Origin of the sequence: Bacillus sp. NPDC094106 (assembly GCF_044764345.1) — a bacterium.
In the GTDB taxonomy this organism is placed as follows: domain Bacteria; phylum Bacillota; class Bacilli; order Bacillales; family Bacillaceae_G; genus Bacillus_A.
The window spans coordinates 70,174-95,482 of record NZ_JBIWHY010000005.1 but is presented as its reverse complement, the minus strand read 5'-3'; the positions used below and the strand labels follow the sequence as shown (position 1 = coordinate 95,482).

Sequence of the window (25,309 nt, the reverse complement as noted above, 5' to 3'; positions counted from 1 at the left end):
CCCTTTTCTATGATAAATATAAAGAAGGTGAAGAAGATGAGATTAGATAAGTTATTAGCAAATATGGGATACGGAAGTAGAAAAGAAGTAAAGAAATTATTGAAAGACGGCGTTGTGAAAATTGATGGAACGCCAGTGAAAGATGCGAAATTTCATGTGAATGTAGAAGAGCAAGAGGTTATGATTCACGGAGAGATTGTTGAATATAAAGAGTTTGTATATTTAATGATGCATAAACCACAAGGTGTTATCTCAGCAACGGAAGATGATAATCATGAAACGGTTGTTGATTTATTAGAATTAGAAGATGCAATCTTTGATCCGTTTCCAGTTGGAAGACTTGATATTGATACAGAAGGTTTTCTATTATTAACAAATGACGGGAAACTGGCGCATCAGTTATTATCTCCGAAAAAGCATGTGCCGAAAAAATATTATGCACATGTAGCTGGTGCTGTAACAGAAAAAGATGTCGAAGAGTTTGCAACAGGTGTTATCCTAGACGATGGTTATGAAACGAAGCCAGGGGCGCTTACAATTTTGAAAAGCGACGATGTTTCTGAAATTGAACTTGTGATTACAGAAGGAAAATTCCATCAAGTAAAGCGTATGTTTGAAGCGGTAGGGAAAAAAGTTGTCTACTTGAAGAGAACAGAGATGGGACCTTTAGTGTTAGATGATGAATTAGAGCTTGGTCAATATCGTGAACTGACAGATGAAGAAGTTGAAATGCTAAAAACATATCAAGTTCAAACTGAGAATCAAGAGTGAGACCGATTCCAAAATATAGAAAGAACCCCTTTCTAATCTGATAGAAAGGGGTATGTATTTTTACATATAATTGTTTTCGTTATGAGGTCATTCTCACTTTCTTTCCTGTTGTTGTCCACTTACCGCGGCAAGGGCTATACACGAGTTCATTAAACTGCAACACATTCAGATCACGTTGTATTGTTCGCGGTGTGATCCCGAACTCATCTACAAGGTCTTTCGTCGTTACCGTACCATTTTCATTGATGTACATATAAATTGATTTAATGCGTGTTAGCATACGAGTAGTCGTAGGTTTCAAGAGAAAACCACTCCTCTACTAGTTTTTTTGACCCCATTCAGGAAAGAAGGCCTTTACTACCATTGTACTCCACATGACAAATTTCATGCTTTAACTTACTTAAATTTTACAAAAGTTTAACAAATAATGAAACAGGAAAACTTTAGTAGTTGACATTCTATGTCTCTTCTGTCAACTACCAGATAAATTTCTACGTAAAACGCCAAATTCCTGCAAATTTTTTTAGAAAAATAAAAGAAAAACTAATGAGAAATATCTGAAGTATTACAATTGTTCGTTATTAAGTGGTTCTGTATTGGCATAAGGGATTTTCGTTTGCTATGATGAAAGAGAGAATATAGAAGAAGGTGAGTACGTGATGACAGTAATAAATTGGACAGAAGAAGTTGAAAAACGTAAAGATGACTTGATTCATGACATGCAGCAATTTCTGCAAATTAAAAGTGTATGGGAAGAAGAAACAGCAAAAGAAGGTGCACCTTTTGGAGAAGGCGTAGCGAAAGCACTATCCTTCATGTTACATAAAGGAGAAGCAGAAGGCTTTGTTTCGAAAAATTTAGAAGGGTATGCAGGGCATCTTGAGATGGGACAAGGAGAAGAATTAGTTGGTATTCTTTGTCACGTTGATGTTGTGCCAGAGGGAGATGGTTGGACAACACCTGCATATAGCGCTGATATTCGTGATGGAAAGATTTTTGCACGCGGTGCAATTGATGATAAAGGGCCGACAATAGCGGCTTATTATGCAATGAAAATTGTAAAAGAATTAGGGTTACCTCTTTCAAAGCGTGTTCGTATGATTTTAGGAACGGATGAAGAAAGCAACTGGAAGTGTGTCGATCATTACTTTAAAAATGAAGAAATGCCGACGATTGGTTTCACACCAGATGCAGATTTCCCGATTATTAATGCTGAAAAAGGAATTTCTGATATACAGATTGTGCAAAGTGGTAGTGAAGCAAAAAGCGGAGGATATGAGCTTGTTTCATTCTCTTCAGGTCTTCGCTTAAATATGGTTCCTGATTTTGCGGAGGCAGTTATTACGACTGAAAAAGCAGAGGAGCTTGTACAGGCTTACGAACAGTATTTACAAACTGTTAAGAAAACAGGGAAACGAAAGATAGAAGGAAATACTGTAACATTACAAGTAGAAGGTATATCAGCTCACGGCTCTACTCCTGAAAAAGGTGAAAATGCCGGATTATTACTAGCTCAGTTTTTAACAACAGTTGCTCTTGATGAAAAAGGAGCTGCATTTATAGCATTCGTAACAGAAACATTTACAGGTGATACGCTTGGAGAAAAAGCGGGTATTGCTTATAAAGATGAAATTAGCGGGCCATTAACAGTTAATGTTGGTCGCCTTTCTTATACGAAAGCAGAAGGCGGAAGCTTAGGATTAAATGTACGCTATCCAGTAACAACAAACTTTGAAGAGACAATTGAGAAGTTGAAAGATTATGTGAGCAAGAAATGGTTCCAAGTAGCGGATTATTCTAATTCTCGTCCGCATCATGTCGATAAAGATCACGTTTTAATTCGCACGCTGCAACGTGTGTATGAGGAACAAACAGGAGAGAAAGCCGAACTATTAGCAATCGGCGGTGGTACATACGCGCGTTCATTGAAAGCGGGTGTAGCCTTTGGTCCGTTATTCCCTGGAAAAGAAGATCTTGCTCATCAAAAAGATGAATATATTGAAATTGAAGACTTATTAAAAGCGACAGCAATTTATGCACAAGCGATTTATGAATTAGCGAAATAAAATGGCTTACGTTTGTAATGAGATATGACCGCTCTCCATTTGGAGGGCGGATTCTTTTTATTAGTTGCATGAGATAAGAAAGAAAAGCAACAATAACAACAAGGAGACGATGTACATGGTACCACATTATTTTATAGCGGTTACTCTGCCGCGGCATATAAAAGAAACACTTGCAAATTATAAAGAAGAAATGAAGTCTCTGTTACCGTTTCGTTCGTGGGTACATGAAGAGGACTATCATATTACACTTGCTTTTTTAGGGAGCGCAGAGCAGGAGCAATTACAAGGAATAAAGAAAGAGTTACAACGACTTGCAGCTGAGCAGGAGTTATCACTTACACTACAAGGGTTTTCTACATTTGGGCGCACGGAGCACCCGCGTATATTTTGGGCAGGTGTAAATGAGAACCCCGCATTATTTGCTTTGCAAAAACATGTCCATATGATTTGTGAAAATAACGGTTTTTCTCTTGAAACACGCCCCTATCATCCGCACATTACAGTAGCGCGTAAATGGATGGGTGAGGAAGAATTTAATATGAAAACATTAAAGCCGTTACATTCAGTATTATTTCAAGCTGATACTGTGACATTGTATGAATCGAATGTGAAAGAAACGCCCAAGTATAAACCTATTGCCGAAATAACATTACAGAAATCTAAAGTATGAAAACGTTTCTTATGAACGTGAATATACTATAGGAAATAGTAAGTTACTGTATAAAGTCTCATTCATAAGAGCAACTTTTAGGCGAATCTTATCGCTTACAGATCGTTTCATTTTAATTTCGAGAATGATGGTGATTTTTTATGCTGAAAGTAAAACGTCCATTTGAAGCTTACTTAGATGAAATAAATAAGATTACAATTTTGCTCCCGCATACGTATGGAACAAGCCGGACATTTTGTTTACAGGAAGGAAAAAAAATATGGGAGCTTCCTATCGTCCAAACGATTTTACTTCCAAATGCAACAAAGTATGAATGTTATATAGAAGAGCAGCTTGATGTGGGGAAGTATTATACAGTACGAGATGAGCGAAATGAAGAAACAGACTTACAAATTGGAGCGGTAATTCGAACGGCTGCATTCGATGAAAAATATTATTATGAAAATACAGATTTAGGAGCTTGCTATAAAAAAGCAGAAACGACTTTTAAATTGTGGGCCCCAACTGCAAGGCTCGCCAAAGTTCGGATTTATAAAGGCGATAAAGAGTATATGGATTATGAGATGAATAGAGAAGAGAATGGAGTTTGGTCCCGTATTTTAAATGGAGATTTTGATGGCGCCCAGTACACATTTCTTGTTTGTATTAATTTAATATGGAATGAAGCGGTAGATCCGTATGCAAAATCAGTATCAGTAAATGGAAAATATGGAATTGTCATTGATCTTGAGAAGACTTATGTAAAGCGACATATATTGCCTAAATTAGAGTCATCTGCAGATGCAATATTGTATGAACTTCATATTCGTGATGCGACCATGCATTCAAATAGTGGTGTAAAACAAAAAGGGACGTATATGGGACTTGCAGAAGAAAACACGAAGGGGAAACAAGGGACGCCAACGGCTTTATCTCATATAAAAGACTTAGGAGTTACACATGTTGAAATATTACCACTGCATCATTTTGCGGGTGTAGATGAAACGAAACCTTTTGCGGCCTATAACTGGGGATATAATCCGTTATATTACAACGTTCCAACGGGAGTGTATGCTACAAATCCTTCTGATCCGTATAACCGAATTTTAGAGTGTAAACAATTGATTGAGAAATTTCATGAGAACGGAATCCGCGTTATTGTTGATGTTGTATATAATCACGTATATGACAGAGAAACATCGTCGTTTGAAAAGCTTGTACCAGGATATTATTTTCGCCATGGTGAAAACGGAATGCCATCAAATGGAACTGGAGTCGGGAATGATTTAGCATCCGAACGAAAAATGATGAGGAAATTTATTATTGAGTCTATTTTATATTGGCTTACTGAATATAATGTTGATGGATTTCGGTTTGACTTGATGGGGATTTTGGATATAGAAACGATGAATGATATAGAAAAGGAAGTAAGAAAAAGAAAGCATGATGCACTATTGTTAGGGGAAGGGTGGGATTTACAAACACCGCTTCCAGCAGAAGAGAAAGCAATGTTAAGGAATGCGAGTAAAATGCCGTACATTGCACAGTTCAACGATCAATTTCGTGATGTGATAAAGGGTAGTACGTTTGACGTGAATAAACGAGGTTTTGCATTTGGTGGTAGTGTAGATGTAAATGATTTGCAATATGTATTAAAGGGAAGTCTTTCAAGTGTGAAGGAACAAGGGCTTTTTTTAGAGCCTATTCAGAGTGTGAATTATGTGGAATGTCATGACAATATGACAATGTGGGATAAACTTGTGCGCAGCAATCAAGAAGCAGAGGAGATGTTAAAACGTCGTCACCTTTTAGCGACAGCGATGGTAATTTTCTCACAAGGGATTCCATTTTTACATGCTGGACAAGAATTTTATCGTTCTAAGAAAGGAAATGAAAATAGCTACAATGCACCAGACGAAATTAATCGAATGGATTGGGATCAAAAAGAGAACGAATTGGAAACGGTTGCTTATATAAAAGGGCTGATTGCAATTCGGAAGGCGCATGGCGCATTTCGATTACGAACGGCTGACCTCATTCAGAAACATATGAGTTTTCTGCAAGCACCTTCTGCTATCGTTGCTTACCATTTGCAACATGTGGAATCGTTTGGACCATGGAGAGAAATTGTGGTTGTATTTCATAGTGGTTTTCAGACAGAAACAATTGCACTTCCAAAACAGGAAACGTGGCACGTATTAGCAAATGAAAAACAAGCGAAATTACAACCAATTGCTTCATTTCAAGGAAATGAACTTCAAATGGCTCCTATTAGCACGTATATATTGGCGAAAATGTGACAAATCGCTACTTGACGATGAGAATGTAATAAATGTAGAATTGACAAAGGTGGCGATTTCAATAGGTTGTCATTCTCATATAGGTTTTATAAAATAAAGTAAAAGAAGGGGCAGTTTGTCCGCATATCTTGGCACATGCCAAGTTTTCTTTTTCTTGCACTCAACTACAGTAAAAAAGATATGAATCCACAACATGTTCAAAAGGTGTTGCGGTTTTTCTTTTCATAACTATAAAAGATAAGGATTTGTTAACGGGTAATGGATATGGAATGGTTGGAACAATTATTAGGAAAAGAATGGAGTCTTATACCGGCTGGTGGAGTAACGGGCGATGCATATATTGCGCAAAATGGACAACAAAAGCTATTTTTAAAGCGGAATACATCGCCCTTTTTAGCGGTATTGTCAGCAGAGGGAATTGTTCCAAAATTACTTTGGACAAGAAGGATAACGAACGGTGATGTAATTTCAGCTCAAAAATGGCTTCCAGGTCAGAAGCTAGAGCCGGAGGACATGAAATTAGAGCGTGTTGCAAAACTTTTAAAGAAAATACATTCTTCCAAAGCACTCGTGCAGATGATACAAAGGCTTGGAAAACAGCCGCTTCATGCACAGGAGCTATTGCAGCAATTGTATTTTGTTTTAAGAGGAGATATAAAAGCAGATAAAACCATTCAAGCGGGTCTTCAATATTTGAAAGGTTCATTAAAAGATATTGAATATGATGAGTTTGTCGTATGTCACTGTGACGTGAATCATAACAATTGGTTATTATCGGAGGATGATGAATTATTTTTAATTGATTGGGACGGCGCTGTGATTGCAGATCCTGCTCTTGATCTTGGCACGTTATTATATTGGTATATACCACGTCACCAATGGGGCGAATGGTTATCGTATTATGGGATTGAAATGACTGAATCATTGCTTCAGCGTATGAGGTGGTATGTAGTGGCGCAAACCATTCTATCTGTTCAATGGCATACAACAAAAAAACAGCAAGCAGAAGCTGAATATTGGCATCAATATTTACAGCAACTACTTGCCTCAGAGTAAATGATTTAAGAAAAATTGTCCATTCCAGCAATCCATTGCGTGAGTTGTTCTTGATTATTGGAAATATGGTTGTCCAAATCAGAAGAATATTTACCCGATTGACTATAATAATATACATCGTTTAGCATTGCTTTCACATCGCTGTTTATACTATCGTTTGCAAGCAATGATTGAATGAGACGTTCTAATTGTTCGCACTCAGAAACCGTTCCACAGCAATCACTTTGGTGATTGACTAAAATATCTTTTAAAATTTCTAATTGGTGTTGTTGATTAATCGGCATGACTGGATCATCCTTTCGATTGTTGTTCTTCTTGAACAAATAAGAGAAAACGCTGTTTCGTCATGAGGGAGTTAATCGTAGACTCACGAAACGATATGGAAGTTTCGTTTTATGCTCTATGTAGTTTTTATCAAAATGATACATTTTATACTTGAAAGAAACGGACCGAGTGCTCGTACGTACTTGGTTTTTTGTTTGATAGATTGATAAAAAAAGAAAGAAGGAATAGTCCTTTTAAAATAGTCTGGTAAAGAGAGGGAGACATCTATGCGTTTAAGACATAAACCGTATGCAATGGATCGAATCAATGAATATTCACAGTTTGTAATTGGAAATCCGGAGGAGCGTCGCGGCAATTGGAAAGAAGTTTTTGGTAATGAGCAACCAATTCACATTGAAGTAGGAACAGGCCGTGGTCGTTTTGTTTATGAAATGGCAAAAGCAAATCCACATGTTAACTATATCGGAATTGAAAAGTTCACGAGTGTTATTGTAGATGCACTTGATAAGTTAATTGAAGAAGAAGTACCTAATTTAAAATTAATTAATAAAGATGCGGAAGATTTAACAGTTTTCTTTGCAGACGGCGAAATTGACCGTGTATATTTAAATTTCTCAGATCCATGGCCAAAAAATCGTCATGCGAAGCGTCGTTTAACATATAAAACGTTTTTACGTAATTATGAAGAAGTATTAGTAACGGGCGGAGAAATTCATTTTAAAACGGATAACCAAGGTTTATTTGAATACTCTCTTATGAGCATGGCTGAGTATGGTATGTTATTAACATTCTTGAGTCTAGATTTTCATAATAGTGATTTTGAAGGGAATATTATGACGGAATACGAAGAGAAATTTTCTGGTAAAGGCCATCGTATTTATCGCGTTGAAGCGAAATATCGTACGGAACCTGTGCAGTAATGCGCAGGTTTTTTTATACAGGAAAATAATCTGAATTTTATGTTAAAATTAAAATAGAAAAGGGGGAATGAGGAATGGAATGTTTACAAATTGGAGATATCAAAGTGACGTGGCTGCGCGGCGGAAACACTCATTTAGATGGAGGTGCGATGTTTGGTGTTGTACCGAAAGTTCTTTGGTCACGCAAATATAAACATAATGATACAAATCATATTTATTTACGGACAGACCCGCTGCTTGTGCAAACGAAAGAAGGAAATATGCTCATTGATTCAGGAATTGGAAACGAGAAAATGAATGAAAAGATGAAGAGGAATCAAGGGGTGACAGAAGAGTCATCGGTCTATGAATCGTTAGAAAGCCTCGGAATTCAGCCAGAAGATATCCACTATGTATTAATGACGCATCTTCATTTTGATCATGCATCTGGTTTAACAAAATGGGAAAATAGTCAGCTTGTCCCTACGTTTCCAAATGCAAAAATTTATGTGTCAGAAACAGAATGGAATGAAATGAGAATTCCAAATATAAGGTCTCGTAATACATATTGGAAGGAAAACTGGGAGCCAATTGTAGATCAGGTTGTTACTTTTAAAGAAGAAATCCAAATTACGGACGAAATAAGAATGGTGCATACAGGTGGGCATAGTGATGGACATGCTGTGATTGTTCTTGAGAGTCAGGGAGAAATGATGCTCCATTTGGCGGATTTATTGCCAACGCATGCACATCAAAATGTATTGTGGGTGATGGCGTATGATGATTATCCAATGACTTCTATTGAACATAAACAGAAGTGGATGAAGTACGGCGCAGAGAAAAAGGCTTGGTTCACATTTTATCATGATGCATATTATCGCGCGGTGAAGTGGGATGAGGAGGGGAATATGGTAGAGAAGGTAGAACGAAAAGAAGCGAATGTATCAAGTGAAGTATGAGAAAAAACTGTAATCAGTGGAGGGGTGACCCTCCGCTGCAAAAGTAATATTCTTTATATTTTCTTTTCATGTAAAAGTGTGTCGAAAGAAATTATTTTTAAAATTTTCTGAATATTGCTATAATGTTTCTGAGTTGTTATACGCTTTATTTGAAAGGGGGAAACATATTGTATATAACGATTGGGAATTTGCTTGAACGGGCTACTAGAAATTACCCAAATAGGGAAGCAATTGTTGAACCGGAAAAAAATATTCGCTGGACGTATACAAAATGGAATGAGAAAGTGAATAAGCTAGCTTATGCGCTTCAACAAAGTGGAATACAAAAAGGGGACCGTGTCTCCACGTTTCTTTTCAATAGTAGTGAATTAGCAACTACATGTTTTGCTTGTGCAAAAATTGGAGCCATATTTAATCCGATTAATTTTAGATTAAAACCACAAGAACTCAGTTATATATTAGAAGATGCTTCTCCAAAAATCGTACTTTTTGAAAAACAACTATCCTCTCAAGTACAAAGCATTCATAAACGATTTCCTCATATTCAGTTCTGGTACATTGACCAAAATCATCCACCGTTTTCTATTTCATATGAAGAAAAACTATCCAATGCATTACCGAATTTTAAAACAGTAGAAGTAAAAGAAGATGATATTTGTTCCATTATGTATACAAGTGGAACAACTGGTGATCCGAAGGGAGTACTTCATCGTCACCGAGAAATTATTGAGCAAAGTTTGCTAGGAATTGAATATTTACATTATACCGAGAAGAGTCGAGGTCTTGTAACAGCGCCAATGTTTCATTGTGCTGAGCTTCATTGCTGCTTTATTCCAAGGGTACATAGCGGCGGGTCGAATGTTATTTTGCATCATTTTGATGCAAAGAGTGTACTTGAAACAATTGAAAAAGAGAAGGTTACTGTTATGTTTGCTGCACCCACAATGTGGAATATGATGTTGCAGGAAGATTTAATGCAGTATGATTTATCGTCTCTTAAGTATGGGTTATATGGTGCAGCTTCAATGGCACCAGCACTTGTAAAAGCTTGTGATGAAAAGTTAAATGTTTCATTAGTACAAGCTTACGGTATGACAGAAATGGGACCAGCAGTTACTTTTTTACGAGAGGATGAACAGCTCACGAAAGTTGGTTCTGCAGGCAAAGCTGTTTATAATCATGAAATTCGTATTGTTCGTCCAAATGAAGACGGTCCATCCGAGCCAAATGATATAGTAAAGCCGTATGAAATCGGAGAAATCATTATGCGCGGTTCCTGTCTGATGAAAGGGTATTACAACAATGAAGAGGCGACAGCAAAAGCGTTATATAAAGGGTGGTACCATTCTGGAGATTTAGGTTATGTAGATACTGATGGTTATTTGTACGTTGCAGATCGCCTTGACGATATGGTTGTTAGTGGTGGAGAAAATATTTATCCGCGTGAGGTGGAAGATTTTTTATATACGCATGAAAGTGTTTTAGATGTAGCGGTACTTGGAGAAAAAGATGATTTTTGGGGAGAGTGTGTTCTCGCATATATCGTTTCAAAAAATCAGTCCCTTACTGCAGAGGCATTAGATGCGTACTGTAAAGCGAGTGATAAGCTTGCTGATTATAAGCGCCCGCGTCGCTATGTGTTTGTTGAACAACTGCCAAGAAATGCAAGTGGTAAAATTCAAAAGTTTATTTTGCGTAAGGCAGAAGCGGAAGGGAGGATATGATGAAGCATAAGTATTTACAGGAGGAACATCACATTTTTCGTGATGCTTTTCATAAGTTTTTAGAAAAAGAAGCCTATCCACATTATAACGACTGGGAAAAAGAAGGAATGATTCCTCGTTCTTTTTGGAGAAGCATGGGAAGTAAAGGTTTTCTTTGTCCAATGGTAGATGAGCGGTATAGTGGAGCAGGTGCTGATTTTGGATATTCGGTCGTCATTAATGAGGAGCTTGAAAAGGTTGGCTCCAGTTTAATTGGTATTGGTTTGCATAATGACATTGTCGTTCCATACTTCACGCAGTATGGAACAGACGAACAAAAAAAACGCTGGTTACCAAAATGCGTAAGCGGTGAATATATAACTGCAATTGCAATGACGGAGCCAGGGGCGGGTTCTGACTTGGCGAGCATTCGAACAACAGCAAGAAAAGAAGGGAATCATTATATCATCAATGGTGAGAAAACATTTATTACAAATGGTATTCATGCCGATTTAGTCATCGTTGTTTGTAAGACGGATACAAATATGAAACTCGCACATAAAGGCATGAGTTTGCTTGTTTTAGAACGAGGAATGGAAGGGTTTAAGAGAGGGAAAAAACTAAAAAAAATGGGTTTACATAGTCAAGATACAGCAGAGCTTATTTTTGAAGATGTAAAAGTTCCAGCTGTAAATTTGTTAGGAGAAGAAGGGAAAGGCTTTTATTATCTTATGGAAAAGTTGCAGCAAGAACGTCTCATTGTTGCAATTGCAGCTAAAACAGCGGCGGAAGTGATGCTATATATAACTAAAAAATATGTGCAGGAGAGAAAAGCGTTTGGAAAAAGTATAAGTGATTTTCAAACAGTACAGTTCCGATTAGCAGAGATGTATACGGAAATTGAAATTGGTAGAACATTTGTAGATGAATGTATTGCAAATCATATGGAGGGTGAAGACATCGTAACGAAAGTATCAATGGCGAAGTGGTGGTTAACTGACCTTGCAAAAAAAGTATCAGCAGAGTGCATACAATTACACGGTGGTTATGGCTATATGGAAGAATACGAGATTGCGCGGCGTTATCGTGATATTCCAGTCAGCACGATTTACGCTGGAACGAATGAGATTATGAAAAGCATTATTGCGAGGGGGATGGGCCTATGATGTTGAAAGGAATAACAGTTGTTGATTTTTCTCATTACTTACCAGGTCCATATGCAGCGCTTCGTCTGGCTGATTTAGGTGCAGAAGTGATTAAAGTAGAACCGCGTTACGGGGATTTAGCAAGGGGATTGGAATCTGGCAATCAGGCATTTTTTTATGCGAATAATCGTAACAAGAAAAGTATTGCAATAAATGTAAAGCATCCTGAAGGGGTTGAAGTAGTGAAAAAACTTCTTCAAAAAGCTGCTGTTTTAATAGAAAGTTTTCGGCCTAACGTGATGAATCGCCTTGGCCTTGGGTATCAAGAAGTGAAACGAATCAACAAAGGTATCATTTATGCCTCGTTAACTGGATATGGACAGAAGAAAGAACATTCGAATCTTGCAAGCCATGATATAAATTTTATGGCAGTCAGCGGAGTATTGGCACAGTTGAAAGATCGAGAAGGAATTCCGGTTCATCCTAAAATTACACTTGGTGATGAAGTAGGGGGGATGATGACTTCGGAAAAAATTATAGCAGCATTGTTTCAAAGGGAGCGGACTGGAGAAGGAAGTTATCTTGATATTTCTCTCACAGATAGCTTAGTGATGTTAATGAACAATCATATTATGCTTGAAAAAATGTACAACAAACGTCATGGGCTAGATTCGCTTAGCGGTAAGGTGGTATGTTATTCCATCTATGAAACGAGTGATAGGAGGTTTGTTGCGCTCGGAGCAGTTGAACAGAAATTTTGGTATGCCTTTTGCGAAGCGGTAGGAAGAATAGAGTGGAAAGATAAGCAACATGAGCTAGCTCAAGATGGTCAAATGATTTATGAACAGATGAAAGCGACCTTTGCGAGTAAGCCATTGGTGTATTGGACGGAATTTGCGATGGAAGTGGATTGTTGTTTGTCGCCTGTTTTAGAGACAAATGAATTAGCATCCTCCTCCTTTACGAGTCATTTAGTAAACGAGAAAGGATTTGTATTTACACATACAAATGATAGATTTACGGATCCTCCAAAGCTTGGCGAGCATACAGAAGAAATTTTGCAAAGTCTCGGATTATCAAGGTTAGAGATTGAAAGGTTGGAACAATTAGAAGTAATCGACCGGATTCCTGTATAAATAGATCAAAGTGAGATAATTAAAGGAGGGAAATTATGATTCAAAATATTGCAGTCATTGGGGTAGGGATTATGGGGAGTGGAATTACTCAATCGTTAGCGATGGGCGGTAAATATGTGAAAATGTATGATATATCCGAAGAAAGTTTACAAAAGGCTCATGCAACAATCAACAAAAGTTTGAATCGTTTTGTGAACGCAGGACGTATAACAGAGGAAGAGAAAAACCATATTCTAACTCGTATTACTTCTACAATTATATTAGAAGAAGCTTGCCAAAATGTAGAGCTTGTTATTGAGGCGGTACCAGAAATATTACAGTTAAAGAAGGAAATTTTTCAAAAGTTAGATGCTTATACATTGCCATCTACTATTCTAGCTACGAATACGTCTGAATTAAGTGTAACTGCGATTGCAAGTGTGACAAGCCGTCCAGAGAAAGTAGTAGGAATGCATTGGTTTAATCCTGCTCCTGTTATGAAACTCGTTGAAATTGTACGGGGTGTCGTCACGGCAGAAAGTACGATACAAGCAGTAAAAGCAATCTCAGAAGAAATCGGAAAAGAAACGGTTGTTGTGAAAGATATGCAAGGATTTGTTACGTCACGAGCAATTGCTATTCATGTGCTAGAGTGCATGCGTATGTATGAGGAAGGGATTGCAAGTAAAGAAGAAATTGATAAGGCGATTAAGTTTGGCTTGAACTATCCAATGGGGCCATTTGAATTAGCTGATTATGTTGGACTAGATACGCTATTATTTGCGAGTAAAGGACTAATGGACGCATTTGGTGATAGGTTTAGGGCGCCGCAAACACTCGTGAAACTCGTAGAGGCAGGGCGTTTTGGAAGGAAGACTGGGAAAGGTTTCTATGATTATTCAAAAGGGAAAGTAGGTGAGAAAATATGAAGCGAGATGTTGTCATTGTTGAAGCAATACGTACGCCAGTTGGGAAAAGAAATGGTGCATTTCGTCTCATGCATCCGGTACAACTTGCGGCGGTTGTGCTGGATGAAGTAACAAAAAGGGTGAATATAGAAAAAGGGTTCATAGAAGATATTGTTATGGGGTGTGTCACGCCAATTCATGAACAAGGTTTTAACATTGGAAGACTTTCAGCGCTTGAAGCCGGTTTTCCTATAACGGTCCCAGCGGTAACGATTAATCGGCTATGTGGTTCTGGACAACAAGCTATACACTTTGCTGCGCAAGAAATTAAATCAGGTGATATGGACATTACGATTGCAGCTGGCGTTGAACATATGACTAAAGTTCCTATTTTAAGTGATGGAAATGAGCGAACAATCCCAAGTAGTCTTCACGAAAAGTATCAAATCGTGCATCAAGGTGTATCTGCTGAGATGATTGCAGAAAAATATGGTATAACCCGTGAACAATTAGATACTTATGCGTTAGAAAGCCATAGACGAGCACTTCAAGCAATTGAATCGGGACATTTTGAGGGAGAGATTGTACCACTGCGAGGTATAGATAAAGATGGTAATGAAATGCTGGTTGAGAATGATGAAGGACCAAGAAGAGATACTTCTTATGAAGCGCTAGCAAATTTAAAAACAGTGTTTAAATCAGGTGGTGTAATTACAGCAGGGAATGCAAGTCAAATTAGTGATGGCGCTGCAGCAATTTTGCTGATGGAGCGTGAAAAGGCAAAAGAGCTAGGGTGTACAGCGCGTGCCCGTATTGTGAATCAAGTGGTTGTTGGTTCTGATCCGACGACAATGCTTGATGGTGTGATTCCTGCAACGAAAAAAGTGCTGCAAAAATCAAATTTAACAATTCACGATATAGATGTTGTAGAAATCAATGAAGCATTTGCATCGGTTGTTTTAGCATGGCAAAAGGAAGTGGGAGCGGATTTAGAAAAGGTGAATGTTAATGGTGGTGCAATTGCATTAGGTCATCCACTTGGGGCAACTGGTGCAAAATTAATGACTTCTCTTCTTTATGAACTAGAGAGAAGAAAGGGAAGATATGGTCTGTTAACAATTTGTATCGGACATGGGATGTCAACAGCGACGATAATTGAAAGAATATAAAAAAGCGTACAGAAATTCATCTGTACGCTTTTATTCCGCATTAACGAGCAGTAAGACCCTTACCTCAAAGTTCAGCAAGAGCAAAGAAGGCGGCGGGAGATTAACTGCCCATAAAGCCCGATTGGTGAGGGCGAATAATCAGCGGATGATAAAGTAAACCAGTATTAATTAGAATTTTGCCTTATTTAAACCTATGCTTTCGGAGTAGCTAACGCCTTTTACGCAGCTGTTACTTCTAAAACAGTACCTGTTTTTGCATCTACTAAAAATTCAAATCGTTCTTGTATATCATTTAAACTTGTTGTGAGGCCACCACGGTATACTTCGTATGCGACATCATATTTTTCAAACGTCTCTGGAACCATATGTACCCATGAGCCAGTAATTTCGCCTTTATGACTTAGTGCTTGTTTGACCATTTTCAATGCTTTCTCTGAAGAAATATGGGATTGTTCTTGAACTTTGTTTGCAACAAGATAACCAGCTGCAAAGCCAATGCCAAGGCCAGCTAGTAAACCTTTCCAGCGCATATATTCACCTCGCTTCTGTAAAATAGTGTATCGATAATAATTATAATGCAATTTTAACGAAAAAAGAAGAAACTAGAAACATTTCGAAAATTTCGTTACAATAAAGAAGGTATTCTACTAAGGTTTGAAAGAAGGGGACTTCGTGAATAAAGAGACATTAGAATTATTTCGTACGTTAACAGAATTACAAGGGACATCAGGGTTTGAACATGATGTACGCCGTTTTATGAAACAAGAGCTAGGTAAATATGCGGATGAAATTGTCCAAGACGGTTTAGGCAGTGTGTTTGGTCTTAAAAAAGGTGACGAAAATGGCCCACGTGTACTTGTAGCGGGCCACATGGATGAAGTTGGCTTTATGGTTACGCAAATTACGAAAAACGGGATGATTCGTTTCCAAACGCTAGGTGGCTGGTGGAGTCAAGTATTGCTAGCACAGCGTGTACAAATTATGACGAAGAATGGCCCTATCGTTGGGGTTGTTGGTTCAATTCCACCTCACTTACTAAGTGACGCGCAGCGTGCAAAACCAATGGATATAAAAAATATGCTAATTGATATAGGTGCAGATAGCTATGAAGATGCGCTGGAAATTGGCGTGAAGCCAGGACAACAAATCGTTCCAATCTGTCCGTTTACACCAATGGCAAATGAAAAGAAAATCATGGCGAAAGCTTGGGATAACCGTTACGGCTGCGGTCTTGCAATTGAATTATTAAAAGAATTAAAAGATGAAACTCTGCCAAATACACTATATTCTGGTGCGACTGTACAAGAAGAAGTGGGTCTTCGCGGGGCGCAAACAGCTGCTAATATGATTCAGCCAGATATCTTCTATGCGCTTGACGCAAGTCCAGCAAATGATGCATCCGGTGATACAACGCAGTTTGGTCAATTAGGAAAAGGAACGCTCCTTCGTATTTACGACCGTACAATGGTAACGCATAGAGGAATGCGTGAATTTATTTTAGATACAGCAGAAACACATAATATTCCGTACCAATACTTTATTTCACAAGGTGGTACAGATGCAGGCCGTGTACATACAAGTAACTCAGGCATTCCATCAGCAGTAATTGGTGTTTGTGCTCGTTACATTCATACACATGCATCTATTTTACATGTTGATGATTATGCAGCGGCAAAAGAATTAATTACGAAGCTTGTGAAAGCAACAGATAAAACAACATTAGAAACAATTAAAAATAACGCTTAAATAAGGAAGGAGGGAAAACCTCTTTCTTTTTTTAGGTTGGAGAGATGACCCAACGATGTGTGGTAGCGGTCAGTGCCTAATTGGTGCTCGCACGATGTAAACCCCGGCATAGGAAGAGTGTAGAATCCTATTTTTATGTGCGAGGCCAGGAGTTATGTAGACGTGTAAGGTTAGAGCACAATTGTGAATTTATATATGGAGGTGAATGAAATGAAGGTAGTAATTGGATCGAAGAATAAAACAAAGGTTGGGGCTGTGGAGAAGGTTTGGAAAGATGTTACGATTACGTCTCTTTCTGTTCCTTCAGGAGTAGCAGCACAGCCATTTACTGATGAAGAAACGATGCAAGGAGCAATCAATAGAGCGAAGCGAGCATTGAAAGCAGAAGAAGCTGACATCGGATTTGGATTAGAAGGCGGCGTCATGAAAACAGAGCACGGCTTGTTTATGTGTAACTGGGGTGCTTTAGCAACAAGCGCTGGAAAAGTATTTGTAGCAGGCGGTGCGCGTATTAAGTTACCGGATGAGTTTCTTGCCCCTCTTGAGGGCGGAAAAGAATTAAGTGAAGTAATGGAGGCGTTTGTAAAGCGAAAAGACATTCGTAGTCATGAAGGAGCAATCGGTATTTTTACAGATCATTACGTAGATCGTACGGCGTTATTTGTACATGTTGTAAAGCTATTAATTGGACAATATAAGTATGACAAAAAACAAGCATAAACCTTGCACCGTGCGTGATGTATGGTAGTATAAAAGAAGATTAGACATGAAAAGATACACTTCGTTAGAGGAGGAAATATAGATGAAAGCATTAGAAAGTATGGAGCAATTCCAAGAATTAAAAAATGAAGAGAACATCATTTTTATGTTCTCAGCAGAATGGTGCCCAGATTGCCGCTTTGTTGACCCATTTATGCCAGAAGTAGAAGAGAAATATAGTGACTTCTCATTTTACTATGTAGATCGGGACGAGTTTATTGACCTTTGCGTGAAGTTAGACGTATTTGGCATTCCTAGCTTTGTAGCGTACAATAAAGGTGAAGAAACTGGACGCTATGTAAATAAAGATCGTAAAACACAAGAACAAATCGAAGCGTTTATTGAAGGTTTAAAATAAGGCGATTAGCCAATTGAATTGTAAAAACAACCTCTACCTTCGCGGGGGAGGTTATTTTTTTGGAAGGGAGGCAAACGAAATGAAAATGACAAATAAAAAGATGAAAGAAGAGTTAATGAAAAAATTATCTCGCCCAGAGTGGGACTTTCATTACGATAGTGAAAAAGATGTCCTCCGTATTGAACAAAAGGATACGAAAAAGGGCATTAATGTATCGCTTCCAGGAGTTGTAGCAAAGTGGGAAGTGAAAAAAGAAAAGGCAATTGAAGAAGTTGCTTATTACGTGCAAGAAGCGTTAATCGCCATGCATAAAGAAGAAACTAGCACAGCGAAAATTTTACCTGTTATTCGTTCAACTTCTTTCCAAAAGCAAGCGGAAGAAGGAAATCCGTTTATTATGACGGATCATACAGCGGAAACACGTATTTATTATGCGCTAGATTCTAATAAAACGTATCGACTGATTGATGAGCGTTTATTGCAAAAATTAGGGCTTACAGAGCAGCAAGTACGTGAGATGGCATTGTTTAATGCACGTTCATTAAGTCATACATTTAAACAAGATGAAGTGGCTGGCAATACATTTTATTTCTTAAACACAAATGATGGCTATGATGCAAGTCGTATTTTAAATGAATCGCTCTTACAATCAATGCGTGAGAAAATTTCTGGCGACATGGTCGTGGCTGTTCCACATCAAGATGTTTTAATTATTGCTGATATCGTGAATGAAATCGGTTATGATATTATTGCACAAATGACAATGAAATTTTTTGCCGAAGGGCATGTTCCGATTACATCACTTTCATTTGTATATGAAGATGGTGACTTTGAACCAATCTTTATTTTAGCGAAGAATCGGAAAAAGACAGATGGAAAAGAGAAAGGATGAACGAAGTGAACGTTTTTTACAACCTTGAAGGAATTGGTGACACGTTAATTGTTGCCTTACAAGATATTACTTTAGAAAACCGCACATTTGACCGCAAAGGAGATGTTGCTCGCGTTTATGATCGTGAAAGCAACGTAACAGGAGGATTTAACATCTTTAATGCGTCTTCTTACTTAGAAGTAACAGAAAAAGGAAACATTACGTTAACGAAAGAGCTTGTTGAGAAAATTAATGAAATTTTAGCAAAGAACGGCTTTGAAGAAAAAGTAGAAGCAGATCTTTCACCAAAATTTGTTGTTGGTTATGTAGCTGAAAAAGAAAAACATCCAAATGCTGATAAATTAAGCATTTGTAAAGTAGAAATTGGTACAGAAACATTACAAATCGTATGCGGTGCACCAAACGTTGATGCAGGACAAAAAGTTGTTGTTGCGAAAATTGGTGCTGTCATGCCAAGTGGTATGTTAATTAAACCAGCTGAGCTTCGTGGTACGCCATCTTCTGGTATGCTTTGCTCCGCACGTGAATTAGAGCTTCCAGATGCTCCTCAGGAAAAAGGTATTCTTGTATTAGAAGACAGCTATGAAGTTGGACAAGAATTTAAATTTTAATTGATATATATCAATTAAAAACCGACATAACCCCCCTCTTTTTAGGTGGGAGAGAGCATCTGGCCATGCATAGAAGCGGTCAGGGCCCTTTTCTGCCACATGCGAAGTAAAAGCAGAAAGAGTAAACGAGTCTAGGTTACTGTTTATTCTGTGCAGCAGGGATGTAGATGTCGAAAAATTAAAATGGATTTATATAGAAGAAATGGTCTCATGATGAATGAGGCTATTTTTTTTGCATAAATGTTCTTAGATTGTAACGATTTTCTCAAAAGACTATATTGTATTTTAAAAACAAATTAGTTAAAATTTAGAAAAAATAAGAAATAGAGCGTATGAGACAACAACCAAAAGTGAAAGAACTTCTTCAGCTAACTAGTCTGTATTGCTCGTAGTATATATACATCAATTAAAAAAACGACATAAAACCTCTCTTTTTAGGTGGGAGAGAGCATCTAGCCATGCATAGAAGCGGTCAGGGCTTTTTTCTGCCACATGCGAAGTAAAAACCGAAAGAGCAAACGAGTGTAGGTTACTGTTTATTCTACATATCAGGGATGTAGATGTCGAAAAAATAAAATGGATTTATATAGATGAAGTTATGAAGCAATTCAAAGAAAAATAGAGTGTTTTTAGGCGGGGCATATGCAGGGGGATGGGGAGAAAATATATGAAGTATATAAAAATGATGTGTGTAATTGCATTAATTGGAGTATATATGGGGGCATGTTCGAAGGAACAAGAAAAAACGTCTTCCCAAAAAGAACGAGCATCTTCCGTACAAGATAACGGTGAAAAAAATACTGAACAAAAGCAAGGCACTCCATCAGAAAAACAACTTGAGAAACAAGAAAATAAAACGGAATCAGAACCGCCAGCTGTACAACCGAATGAACAAGCAGAAAAGACGCATGGGGAATTATCGGCTGAAGAGCTAAAACCCGAGCAAACATCTCCTGCCGGACAAATAGAGCAACAAGCAACTAGTAATGAGGCAAAAGCGGATATGAATGAAGAACAAGGGAAGTTTCTTGTTGTGATTGATCCTGGTCATCAAGAGAAAGCAAACTTAAATCTAGAACCAATTGGTCCAGGGACAACGGTGCAAAAATATAAAGTAACCGATGGAACAACAGGAGTTGTGACGAAAAAGAGAGAATCCGTTCTTGCGTTAGAGGCAGCTATGATATTGAAAAAGAAACTCGAAGAAAAAGGGATTCAAGTGCTTATGACAAGAACGTCGCATGATGTTGATATAAGTAATAAAGAGAGGGCAACATTTGCAAACGATCACCAAGCAAATTTATTTTTACGCCTCCATGCGGATGGTTCTGAGGACCAAGGACAAAAAGGATTTGCTGTGTTGGCACCAGCAGAAGGAAATACATATACAAAAGGAATTTATACTGAAAGTTTACAAGTCTCTCAAATTATCGTAAAGAAAATGAAAGAAAACAGCCAGGTAAAAGTAAACGGGATTCAGTTTCGAGATGATCTTTCTGGATTTAATTGGTCGAAAGTTCCAGGAGTTTTACTTGAACTCGGATTTATGTCGAATCCTGAAGAGGACCGGAAATTATCTGATCCAAAATATTTACATTCATTGTTGCAAAGCGTAACAGATAGTGTAGAAGAGTATCGAAAGAGTAAATCATAAACAGCAGTCTGATAGAGGAGATTGCTGTTTTTTCATGCAGTACGGACTAAGAAATTGGAATATGGTAGAGAAAGTGAATGAACGTAATTTTACCTGCACTTTTTGCTGAATGCTGATACAATAAAGGATGTTACTATTTAGTAGAAAGAGTGGTAAGCATGTTAGATTGGATGAAAAAGCTGTTTAACAAAGAGGAACATCAGGAAGAAAAAACAGCGATGAATAAAGAAGTACCGAAACACACTGAAAGTCAGCCGGAAATTCCTCGTGTAAACCACTACACTGAAGCAAGAGAAGCACAAATGGCGAGTCGAAATCAAGCTGTAAAGTGCCGTTTCCCATTAATACCAGATGATGGGTTTAATGAAGAGGTTGTCGGAGAATCAACACATGTTGAAGAACAGTCTTTCCAAAGAAAAATAAGCACGGAGAGACGTAGACGCAGATATGTGGAGGAAGAACCAACTCCTACATTCAGAGAACCAGAATTTGAGCCTGAACCAGAGCTTGTCATCCAAACAGCATCTACAGTGGTGCAAGAAAGTAATCGAAGACCGTTTCGCCCAACGGAAATGATTTCGCCTATCTATGGATATAATCGTCCTTCGGCAGAACCGAAACATGTTCAGGAGGAAGAAAAAGAAAGCGAAGATCTTGAAATATCCGCTGAAGGAAAATCGGTTGTTGATGTTTGGTTAGAGAAAAAAGGGTATTCGCTATCAGATTTCTCAGAAGAATCTCGTATTCCTTCTAATCGTTATGAAGAAGTACCAGAACAAGGTCAACAAGAAAATAAAGAAGAAAAGTCAGTTGTTGATCAATGGCTAGAGAAAAATGGTTATGAGACTGAGCGTTCCATTCCTTCATTAGAAGAGCAAGAAAAAGCGCAGGGAATTAGAGAACTTCGTGAAGAATCAGCTGATTACTTACTCCATAAACCGGATTTACAGCAAAAGGACGAGGAAGGCAAAGAAGAACATACCGCCAAAGACGTGCAAGTATTTGAGCAAACACAAGATGTAGTGGCGTTATCACAAGATGATAACGGAGGAAACGAAGGATCTCTACAAGAGGAATTACTAGATTCAAAGGTAGAGAATATGGATACAACGTTAATGGAAGAAATTGAATGTAAGAAAGAAATAGAAGAACAGCAGCCAGTTGAGAAAACTATTTTGGGAGAGAATGTTGCTGAAATAGTAGAAAAAGCTTCTGAAGAAGAGCTAGTAGAAGAAGCAGAGGAAGCCTCAGAAGAAGAACTAGTAGAAGAAACAGAGGAAACATCTGAAGAAGAGCTAGTAGAAGAAACAGAGGAAACATCTGGAGAAGAACTAGTAGAAGAAACAGAGGAAACATCTGAAGAAGAGCTAGTAGAAGAAACAGAGGAAACATCTGAAGAAGAGCTAGTAGAAGAAACAGAGGAAGTATCTGGAGAAGAACTAGTAGAAGAAACAGAGGAAGCATCTGGAGAAGAGCTAGTAGAAGAAGCAGAGGAAGCCTCAGAAGAAGAACTAGTAGAAGAAACAGAGGAAGCATCTGGAGAAGAACTAGTAGAAGAAACAGAGGAAACATCTGAAGAAGAGCTAGTAGAAGAAACAGAGGAAGTATCTGGAGAAGAACTAGTAGAAGAAACAGAGGAAGTATCTGGAGAAGAACTAGTAGAAGAAACAGAGGAAGTATCTGGAGAAGAACTAGTAGAAGAAACAGAGGAAACATCTGAAGAAGAGCTAGTAGAAGAAACAGAGGAAACATCTGAAGAAGAGCTAGTAGAAGAAACAGAGGAAGCTTCTGAGGAAGAACTAGTAGCGGAAGCAGAAGAAGCAACGGAACCAAAACTTCTAGAAGGTACAACGATTACAGAACAAACTGTTATTGCTGAGCAAGAAACAATCGATTTGAAAGAAGAAAACGATGTGTTCGTGCCAACTTCAGAAGCAGATGAGCAAACGAAGAAAGATGTTCAAGACTTTGCAAATGTCTTAATAGAAGAGGCAGAAGAAAAGAAAGCAGTTGTTGAAGAAAATCCTGCTCCTGCTAAGCAAAAAGAAGAGCCAAAGCGTGAGAAAAAACGTCATGTACCGTTTAATGTTGTGATGTTGAAACAAGATAGAAATAAACTAATGGAAAAACATGCAGCAAGAATGAATACAGCGCAAGCTCCTGTAGGACAACGGATAGAAGAGAAAGAGACAATGCAACAAGCAGCAGTGGAATCACAAGTGGAAGAAAGACCAGTGCAACAAGCAGCAGTGGAATCACAAGTGGAAGAGAGAGCAATGCAACAAGTCGTAGTGGAATCACAAGTGGAAGAAAGACCAGTGCAACAAGCAGCAGTGGAATCACAAGTGGAAGAGAGAGCAATGCAACAAGTCGCAGTGGAACCACAAGTGGAAGAAAGACCAATGCAACAAGTCGCAGTGGAATCACAAGTGGAAGAGAGAGCAATGCAACAAGTCGCAGTGGAACCACAAGTGGAAGAAAGACCAATGCAACAAGTCGCAGTGGAATCTCAAGTAGAAGAAAGACCAGTGCAACAAGTCGTAGTGGAATCTCAAGTAGAAGAAAGACCAGTGCAACAAGTCGCAGTGGAACCACAAGTGGAAGAAAGACCAATACAACAAGCAGCAGTGGAACCACAAGTGGAAGAGAGAGCAATGCAACAAGTCGTAGCGGAATCTCAAGTAACAGAACAACCTGTTCAACAAATGGAAGTGTCAGCACCTGCTTCAAATATAGAAGTACAAGAAAAAGCATACGTTGTAGCGCAAAGAGTGAATGATGTGCGTAATGTACTGCAAACACCGCCTGAATATGCGATGCCACCATTAACATTGTTGACAATTCCGAGTCAAGCAGCGTTAGATAATACGGAATGGTTAGAAGAACAGAAAGCGTTATTAGATACGACGTTTAATAATTTCAATGTTGGAGCTCATGTTATTAATGTTTCACAAGGACCGGCGGTAACTCGCTTTGAAGTACAACCTAATCCTGGTGTGAAGGTAAATAAAATTACAAACTTAAGCGATGATATTAAGCTGAGCTTAGCTGCAAAAGATATTCGAATTGAAGCACCGATTCCAGGGAAAAGTGCAATCGGAATTGAAGTTCCGAATAAAGAAAGTAAGCCTGTATTCCTAAGAGAGATTTTAAGAAGTCCTGTGTTTACACAGAGTGAATCACCGCTTACAGTTGCACTTGGGCTTGATATTTCTGGGGCACCGATTGTAACGGACATTCGAAAGATGCCACATGGACTGATTGCTGGTGCGACTGGTTCAGGGAAAAGCGTGTGCATTAATGCGATCTTAACGAGTATTTTATATAAAGCGAAACCACATGAAGTGAAATTGATGCTAATTGATCCAAAAATGGTTGAGCTTGCACCATACAATGCTATTCCGCATCTTGTAGCACCTGTTATTACAGATGTGAAAGCAGCTACAGCAGCGTTAAAGTGGGCAGTTGATGAGATGGAACGTCGCTATGAATTGTTTGCACATGCTGGAGCTCGTGATTTAACTCGCTATAATACAATTGTAAGTGGACGAGAAATTCCAGGTGAGACATTGCCATATATCGTCATTGTTATTGATGAGTTAGCGGATTTAATGATGGTTGCTCCTGGCGATGTTGAGGAAGCAATTTGCCGCATTGCACAAAAAGCACGTGCTTGTGGTATTCATTTATTAGTTGCAACGCAGCGTCCATCTGTAGATGTTATTACAGGGTTAATTAAATCAAATATTCCAACGCGTATTGCGTTTACAGTATCATCTCAAGTAGATTCACGTACAATTATTGACATTGGGGGCGCGGAAAAATTACTTGGCCGCGGTGATATGCTATTTTTAGGGAACGGTACGTCTAAACCAGTTCGTGTGCAAGGCGTATACGTATCGGATGATGAAATTGAAAAATCAGTTGAACATGTGAAAAAACAAATGAAACCAAACTACTTATTTAAGCAAGAGGATTTATTGGCGAAAACAGAGCAACATGAAGCCGAAGATGAACTGTTTGTTGATGCATGTCAATTTGTTGTAGAACAAGGGGGGGCGTCCACATCTTCTGTACAGAGAAAATTCCGCATCGGTTATAATCGTGCGGCACGTCTTATTGAAGAGATGGAAGCACAAGGGATTATTTCTGAAGCAAGGGGAACAAAACCAAGAGATGTCCTTATTTCAGAGGATGAATTTGCTGCTATGCAGGAAACAAATGTATAGGAAACAAATGTATAGGAAACGGTTTTGCTGTATAC

General features: G+C 38.3%; 22 protein-coding genes. 19 read left to right on the top strand and 3 right to left on the bottom strand.

Annotation, left to right across the window (positions count from 1 at the left end; genetic code table 11):
• Positions 1–36: 36 nt before the first annotated feature.
• Positions 37–771, top strand: a complete 735-nt coding sequence (locus ACIQ7L_RS08955; protein ID WP_400568341.1) for a pseudouridine synthase — start codon at positions 37–39, stop codon at positions 769–771.
• A gap of 79 nt (positions 772–850) precedes the next feature.
• On the opposite strand, the gene ACIQ7L_RS08950 is transcribed toward ACIQ7L_RS08955, so the two are convergent.
• Positions 851–1,072: a DeoR family transcriptional regulator gene (locus ACIQ7L_RS08950; protein WP_000805512.1), complete on the bottom strand. Its 222-nt coding sequence runs from the start codon at positions 1,070–1,072 to the stop codon at positions 851–853.
• A 358-nt stretch (positions 1,073–1,430) separates the two neighbouring features.
• Between ACIQ7L_RS08950 and pepV the strand changes: the two genes are divergently transcribed.
• The 4 genes from pepV (at position 1,431) to ACIQ7L_RS08930 (ending at position 6,842) form a co-directional block, all read left to right on the top strand.
• Complete coding sequence (gene pepV / locus ACIQ7L_RS08945; RefSeq protein WP_400568339.1) at positions 1,431–2,837, top strand: dipeptidase PepV; 1,407 nt, start codon at positions 1,431–1,433, stop codon at positions 2,835–2,837.
• Between the two features lie 115 nt (positions 2,838–2,952).
• A complete protein-coding gene (thpR, locus tag ACIQ7L_RS08940) occupies positions 2,953–3,507 on the top strand; it encodes an RNA 2',3'-cyclic phosphodiesterase (protein ID WP_400568337.1) in 555 nt (184 codons plus the stop codon).
• Positions 3,508–3,647: 140 nt separating this feature from the next.
• Positions 3,648–5,786 (top strand): type I pullulanase, encoded by a 2,139-nt coding sequence (gene pulA / locus ACIQ7L_RS08935; RefSeq protein WP_400568335.1) that lies wholly within the window; start codon positions 3,648–3,650, stop codon positions 5,784–5,786.
• 258 nt (positions 5,787–6,044) lie between these two features.
• Positions 6,045–6,842, top strand: a complete 798-nt coding sequence (locus ACIQ7L_RS08930; protein ID WP_400568333.1) for a phosphotransferase — start codon at positions 6,045–6,047, stop codon at positions 6,840–6,842.
• Positions 6,843–6,847: 5 nt separating this feature from the next.
• On the opposite strand, the gene ACIQ7L_RS08925 is transcribed toward ACIQ7L_RS08930, so the two are convergent.
• Positions 6,848–7,126 (bottom strand): YtzH-like family protein, encoded by a 279-nt coding sequence (locus tag ACIQ7L_RS08925; protein ID WP_400568612.1) that lies wholly within the window; start codon positions 7,124–7,126, stop codon positions 6,848–6,850.
• 267 nt (positions 7,127–7,393) lie between these two features.
• On the opposite strand from ACIQ7L_RS08925, the gene trmB reads away from it, so the two are divergent.
• The 7 genes from trmB to ACIQ7L_RS08890 all read left to right on the top strand — a co-directional run bounded on the left by trmB (position 7,394) and on the right by ACIQ7L_RS08890 (position 15,025).
• Positions 7,394–8,047, top strand: coding sequence for a tRNA (guanosine(46)-N7)-methyltransferase TrmB (gene trmB / locus ACIQ7L_RS08920; RefSeq protein WP_400568331.1), 654 nt, complete (start codon positions 7,394–7,396; stop codon positions 8,045–8,047).
• A gap of 74 nt (positions 8,048–8,121) precedes the next feature.
• On the top strand, positions 8,122–8,985 hold the full coding sequence (locus tag ACIQ7L_RS08915) for a YtnP family quorum-quenching lactonase (protein ID WP_400568329.1): 864 nt from the start codon (positions 8,122–8,124) through the stop codon (positions 8,983–8,985).
• A 167-nt stretch (positions 8,986–9,152) separates the two neighbouring features.
• The gene (locus ACIQ7L_RS08910; protein WP_400568327.1) at positions 9,153–10,709 is read left to right on the top strand and encodes a fatty acid--CoA ligase; all 1,557 of its coding nucleotides are present in this window, start codon (positions 9,153–9,155) and stop codon (positions 10,707–10,709) included.
• Positions 10,709–11,854 (top strand): acyl-CoA dehydrogenase family protein, encoded by a 1,146-nt coding sequence (locus ACIQ7L_RS08905; protein WP_400568325.1) that lies wholly within the window; start codon positions 10,709–10,711, stop codon positions 11,852–11,854. The genes ACIQ7L_RS08910 and ACIQ7L_RS08905 overlap by 1 nt, the downstream gene beginning before the upstream one ends.
• Positions 11,854–12,969, top strand: a complete 1,116-nt coding sequence (locus ACIQ7L_RS08900) for a CaiB/BaiF CoA transferase family protein (protein WP_400568611.1) — start codon at positions 11,854–11,856, stop codon at positions 12,967–12,969. The genes ACIQ7L_RS08905 and ACIQ7L_RS08900 overlap by 1 nt, the downstream gene beginning before the upstream one ends.
• 35 nt (positions 12,970–13,004) lie before the next feature.
• The gene (locus ACIQ7L_RS08895; protein ID WP_400568323.1) at positions 13,005–13,877 is read left to right on the top strand and encodes a 3-hydroxyacyl-CoA dehydrogenase family protein; all 873 of its coding nucleotides are present in this window, start codon (positions 13,005–13,007) and stop codon (positions 13,875–13,877) included.
• Entirely contained in the window at positions 13,874–15,025 is a 1,152-nt protein-coding gene (locus ACIQ7L_RS08890; RefSeq protein ID WP_400568322.1) for a thiolase family protein, read from the top strand. Before ACIQ7L_RS08895 ends, ACIQ7L_RS08890 begins: the two co-directional genes overlap by 4 nt.
• Before the next feature lie 218 nt (positions 15,026–15,243).
• On the opposite strand, the gene ACIQ7L_RS08885 is transcribed toward ACIQ7L_RS08890, so the two are convergent.
• The gene (locus ACIQ7L_RS08885) at positions 15,244–15,555 is read right to left on the bottom strand and encodes a PepSY domain-containing protein (protein WP_400568320.1); all 312 of its coding nucleotides are present in this window, start codon (positions 15,553–15,555) and stop codon (positions 15,244–15,246) included.
• A gap of 142 nt (positions 15,556–15,697) precedes the next feature.
• On the opposite strand from ACIQ7L_RS08885, the gene ACIQ7L_RS08880 reads away from it, so the two are divergent.
• The 7 genes from ACIQ7L_RS08880 to ACIQ7L_RS08850 all read left to right on the top strand — a co-directional run bounded on the left by ACIQ7L_RS08880 (position 15,698) and on the right by ACIQ7L_RS08850 (position 25,274).
• The gene (locus ACIQ7L_RS08880; RefSeq protein ID WP_400568318.1) at positions 15,698–16,771 is read left to right on the top strand and encodes a M42 family metallopeptidase; all 1,074 of its coding nucleotides are present in this window, start codon (positions 15,698–15,700) and stop codon (positions 16,769–16,771) included.
• Positions 16,772–16,981: 210 nt separating this feature from the next.
• Positions 16,982–17,491, top strand: coding sequence for a DUF84 family protein (locus ACIQ7L_RS08875; RefSeq protein WP_400568316.1), 510 nt, complete (start codon positions 16,982–16,984; stop codon positions 17,489–17,491).
• Positions 17,492–17,573: 82 nt separating this feature from the next.
• The gene (locus ACIQ7L_RS08870) at positions 17,574–17,888 is read left to right on the top strand and encodes a thioredoxin family protein (protein ID WP_400568314.1); all 315 of its coding nucleotides are present in this window, start codon (positions 17,574–17,576) and stop codon (positions 17,886–17,888) included.
• Positions 17,889–17,967: 79 nt separating this feature from the next.
• Positions 17,968–18,780 (top strand): DUF1444 domain-containing protein, encoded by an 813-nt coding sequence (locus ACIQ7L_RS08865; protein ID WP_400568312.1) that lies wholly within the window; start codon positions 17,968–17,970, stop codon positions 18,778–18,780.
• Positions 18,777–19,391, top strand: a complete 615-nt coding sequence (gene ytpR, locus ACIQ7L_RS08860; protein WP_097897997.1) for a YtpR family tRNA-binding protein — start codon at positions 18,777–18,779, stop codon at positions 19,389–19,391. The genes ACIQ7L_RS08865 and ytpR overlap by 4 nt, the downstream gene beginning before the upstream one ends.
• Before the next feature lie 667 nt (positions 19,392–20,058).
• A complete protein-coding gene (locus tag ACIQ7L_RS08855) occupies positions 20,059–21,045 on the top strand; it encodes an N-acetylmuramoyl-L-alanine amidase (RefSeq protein ID WP_400568309.1) in 987 nt (328 codons plus the stop codon).
• Positions 21,046–21,203: 158 nt separating this feature from the next.
• Entirely contained in the window at positions 21,204–25,274 is a 4,071-nt protein-coding gene (locus ACIQ7L_RS08850) for a DNA translocase FtsK (RefSeq protein WP_400568307.1), read from the top strand.
• Positions 25,275–25,309: the final 35 nt, after the last annotated feature.